At 51.1% G+C, this 4,692-nt stretch carries 3 protein-coding genes; all 3 read left to right on the top strand.

What is annotated here, in order from left to right; all coding sequences use genetic code 11:
* Window positions 1–1,363 (top strand): sterol desaturase family protein (locus tag Q1B15_RS16555; RefSeq protein ID WP_299755719.1); only part of this gene is annotated, 1,363 nt, incomplete at its 5' end.
* A complete protein-coding gene (locus Q1B15_RS16550) occupies window positions 1,360–3,048 on the top strand; it encodes a GH3 auxin-responsive promoter family protein (protein ID WP_299755718.1) in 1,689 nt (562 codons plus the stop codon). The genes Q1B15_RS16555 and Q1B15_RS16550, both read left to right, overlap by 4 nt.
* Window positions 3,048–4,157 carry an enolase C-terminal domain-like protein gene (locus tag Q1B15_RS16545; RefSeq protein ID WP_299755715.1) on the top strand — a complete coding sequence of 370 codons (1,110 nt, stop codon included), beginning with the start codon at window positions 3,048–3,050 and terminating at the stop codon, window positions 4,155–4,157. The genes Q1B15_RS16550 and Q1B15_RS16545 overlap by 1 nt, the downstream gene beginning before the upstream one ends.
* The last annotated feature ends 535 nt before the right edge of the window (window positions 4,158–4,692 follow it).

The following is a 4,692-nucleotide window of genomic DNA, read 5'->3' as shown; positions in this document are numbered from 1 at the left end:
TCCCGAACAAAAACAAAGGGATGCTTCCTTGATGAACGAGACACAAAACGGCGACCGTTCACAACTTCTCCGGCCAATACTGGTAGCACTCAGTTTCATATTTTCTCTCCGGATCATCGCGCAGTACCTGCAACTCAACCGCGATTTGGACGGATTGCCGCGCTTTGATCTATGGCACACCGATACCATGCCCTATCCGGTTTTATTGGGCCTCCAGATACTGATATTTTTGACAATGCTCACCGTTACTTGGGGGGTTAGCCCAAATTCTCGGAGACCTCGCCTTGGCCGCGCACTCAAGATTGCAGCGTTCGTTTATGCACTGGCGATGTTTTTGCGTATGGTTGTCGGCTTTCTCGAGTTGTCTTCATCGTCGTGGTTTGATGGAGCGGTATCATCCGCATTTCACTTCATATTGGCTGCTTTTCTGCTGACATTGGGCACGCTTCTAACGGCCGAAGAACCTTCCACATTCTGGGAGCATTTGGCCCGCAAGATTGCGGCTGTAGCTGCCTATCCGATCCTGATCATAAGCGGATTTACAATGTACGTCTGGCTGCGAGACACCGGCGCACCACTTCTCTTCTCATCTTATCTGAGCGCGCTTCTAGGGTTGGTTGGAATTATCCTGCACGAGACTCTTGCGCCTGCACGCAAGGACTGGCGCCCTCTTCTTAAGGAAGTAGTTCAGGACGGGCTTTTCGTTGCTTTTGTTCAGATAGGTGTCCCGGTCACATTGAAAGCGCTGACTTTGGCAATTCTTGTGGGCGTCTCCCAAAGCGAAGTGGTTGCGATAACTGGCTTTTGGCCACACGAGGCGCCTATACTGGTTCAAATCATGCTGATGTTGGTGGTGGCGGAGTTCTTTCGCTACTGGATACACCGGGCGCTTCATGTCTATGGCCCACTTTGGCGTCTTCATGCGGTACACCACGCATCTGACAAACTTTACACGATCAATGTTGGTCGATTTCATCCATTTGACAAAGCAATACAGTTCCTTGGAGACACAGCGCCTTTCTTATTGCTGGGCGTAAGCCCTGAAGTGTTCGGAACGTATTTTGTCCTTTATGCCATCAATGGCTTTTATCAACACTCAAACGCTGAGGTTAAGCTCGGGCCGCTCAACTATATCATTGCCGGCCCTGAGCTACACAGATGGCATCATTCAGCGAAGATATCTGAAGCAAATTCGAACTATGGCAACAACCTTATTATATGGGATACGATTTTTGGAACCCGGTATCTACCGGCGGACCGTGAAGTTGGGCGCGTCGGAATTGAAAATCGAAACTGGCCCAACAGTTTTCGCGCCCAACTCATGGCGCCGTTTACAACGCCAACGGACGCGACAGACAAATGATTGCCTCCGGCGCGATCACAAACCGACTGATAGATCTCGGGATGTATTGGATTTTGTCTGTGTATCGCGGTCCGGTCGAAAAAGCCTTCGCTGACCCTGCGAAAGTGCAGGAAAAACTATTGTTGAAAATTGTCGCTGCAAACGCCGAAACAGATTTTGGAAGACGGCATAACTTTGCAGCCATCCACGACATGAAATCGTTTCGTGAAAATGTGCCGGTGCAGACATTTGATACTCTGCAACCGTATATCGAACGACAAATATCAGGTGAGTCTGCTCTCACCATCGAGCCAACTGTATATTGCGCCAAGACCAGCGGAACGACTGGAAGAAGCAAGTTTATACCAGTGACCCAAAACGGGCTGCGTCAGATGCGTTTAACTCAACGACTATTGTCTTTGTCTACATGGCAAAGCACCGGGTTCTTCTCGGGGGCAATTCTAGGAATGGCCAGCCCACCGATCGAAGGGCGCCTGGAAAACGGTGTCGCTTACGGATCCAGTTCGGGAAGTGCCTATAAATCGCTCCCGCGCCTTCTCGCCGCAAAGTTCGCTATTCCCGCTCAAACCTTTGAGATTTCCGACGTCGCGGCGAAGTATCAGGTCTACGCACTAGCAGCTTTGTCACGCTCCGATATCAGCGGCATTGGAACGGCGAACCCTTCTTCTATTTTAAAAGTCTGCGAGATTATTGAGGCTGATCAGGAACTACTTCTTGATGCGCTTGAAACCCGCTCGGCCAAAAACCTTCATCCATCCGTTGTTTCGGTAGTCGGCGAAATCTTTCAGAAAATAGAGCCTGGGAGATTGCTAAGTCTGCGTCAGGCGCTTGAGACTGACTCTCGATTGTCGCCGGAAATCGTGTGGCCAAGACTCGCGGCGATTGCAACTTGGACTGGTGGAAGTTGCGGCGTCGCTCTTTCAAAACTTCGCCACAATCTACCCGCCTCAGTGAAGGTTGTGGAATACGGATACGCCGCAAGCGAATTCATGGGCACATTCAATTTCGATGCCCTTTCAAATATTTGTATGCCCTTGATTACCGAGCACGTGTACGAATTCGTTTTGCGTGAAGACTGGGATGAAAACAGACAACACTTCATGGGAATCCATGAGCTAGTACACGGCAAAGAATATTATGTCTTTGTTACAACTCAGTCAGGCCTCTATCGCTACAATATCAATGATCTTTTGCGCGCCAAAACCGGCATCGGAGCCTGTCCAAGCCTGAGCTTTCTGCAGAAGGGACGCGGCGTTACAAATATTACGGGCGAGAAGCTCAGCGAGCATCAAGTAATTACGGCTGCGTCCACGTTGATCTCCTCTTTGGGGCTCTCTGTCAGTGGTTACATGTTTCTCGCTGACGAGACGGCAGCAAGGTATGAATTTCTGATCGAAACTAATGGAGGAGCTGACCCATATGCCTTTGCTGCATTCGTGGACCAGCAGCTTCAAGTAGTGAACAGCGAATACGCAGACAAACGTGCAAGCGACCGACTTTATCCCTTGATTGGGCGACGACTAAAGCCGGGAACAATGAGCGCATTGCGAGACCAAAGCGTGGCAGCAGGAGTGCGAGAAGCGCAATACAAACCCGTCATCCTAGGCTATCAGCGAGACTGGTCAGCAAAGCTTGCCCCCTGGGTAGTCTTGGAAGATGCAACATCTCCTGACGGGTCACGCTGATGTCGCCGGTCCTGAGATGGGGGCATTTTCCCAGCAAATTTCGATTCCGATTTTCTCATGCGTCTGCTTCTCGTGCAGCAACATCTAATATTATTGTGGAGGTTTCCGATCGAAGTGGGATCAGCGGATTTGGTGAAGGTTGCCCGCGAAGTTATGTTACCGGAGAAACTGAAGAAACCGCTCAGGTATTTGTCTCTAAGTACGGGCCCAACCTTGTTGAGTCTTGCGCGGATCAATCGACAATTCGGGAGTGGATCGAATCTCATGAAACTCAAGTATCTCAGAATCCAGCGGCTTTCGCCGCCGTCGAGATGGCGCTATTGGATTTTCTTGCGCGGCGTGATGGGTTGTCGATCGAGGAATATCTTGGGTATCCGCCTTTGCGTGCCCCGATGCGCTACAGCGCTGTGCTTGGTGACAGCTCACCTCTAAAAACCGGCATCGCGGCATTTGCATACTCAGTTGTGGGGCTGTCCGATTTCAAGATCAAGCTGAACACCAACCTCGAGCGTGACAAGCAAAAGCTCGCCCGGTTACCCCAACACGCGACAATTCGTGTCGATGCGAATAATCTGTGGAAAGCACCAGAGGTATGCATAGAGCACATCAACGCAATTGACCGCAATGTCTGGGCTATTGAGGAGCCACTTTCCGTAGGTGATGTCTCTGGAATGCAAAGGATATCCCAAGAACTGGGTGTCGCTATTATTCTTGATGAAAGCCTCATCAATGCCTCTCAACTTGATCAGTATTCGGGGCAGCCAGACAGCTGGGTTGCAAATGTCCGCGTATCTAAATGCGGTGGCCTTCTACGCTCAATTGAGCTTGCGCAAGCTGCACAAGCTCAAGGCATGAACGTGATTCTTGGGGCGCACGTGGGTGAAACCAGTCTGCTAACCCGAGCGGCGATGACTGTCGGGCACGCACTAGGCAAGAGCCCGCTAGCCCGAGAAGGCGCTTTCGGTAAGATTCTGCTAAAGCAAGATCTTGCGCTGTCACCACTGACCTTTGGCAGATCAGGCATTCTGAATCCAGATCGTTATTCTCTCGCGCGAAAATCAGGTTTTGGACTGTGTATTGCCTCTGATCGAGTTGAGTGGAGTGTTTGAATTGAGCTACAGGGCCGTCCTTACCGCGAGCAATAACAACCTGATCCCCCGCACGGGCTCGATGGACAACTGGCTCAGAGTCAGCCGCGTAGTACAAATGATACTCGGGGCTGCGCCCGGGCTGTTCACGACGGACATCACTCAAGGTGCAGAGCGAACCGACCTTTACCGGTTCGGTGTCTTCGTCATCCCCCAGCCAGTAAAAGGTCGCAGGAAACGTCTGTTTTTCTGCAGGTGTACCCAGAAACTCCCGGAACCCACTGACGCCCTGAAACTCGTGCTGGTTTGACCTCTGTCGGTTAATCTCAACCTCGGTCAGCACCTTCGCCCCGGCGCCCTCAAATAGATCTGCCAGCACACCGAACTTCACTGCGCCAGCTCCGTCGTTCTGCACTCAGGCCGTCCAGCGACCGTCAGATCGGCCTCGCATCGGCGTTGTCAGATTAACTCAGTAATCGGCAGATTTCGTCTTTTTGACAGAACTTGAAATCTCGTAAGTCATTGAAACCCAGCAATACGCATTTTGAAAAACTTC

Origin of the sequence: uncultured Boseongicola sp. (assembly GCF_937988555.1) — a bacterium.
GTDB lineage: Bacteria > Pseudomonadota > Alphaproteobacteria > Rhodobacterales > Rhodobacteraceae > Boseongicola.
The sequence above is the reverse complement of the archived record's forward strand: the minus strand, read 5'-3'. Positions and strand labels throughout refer to the sequence as shown.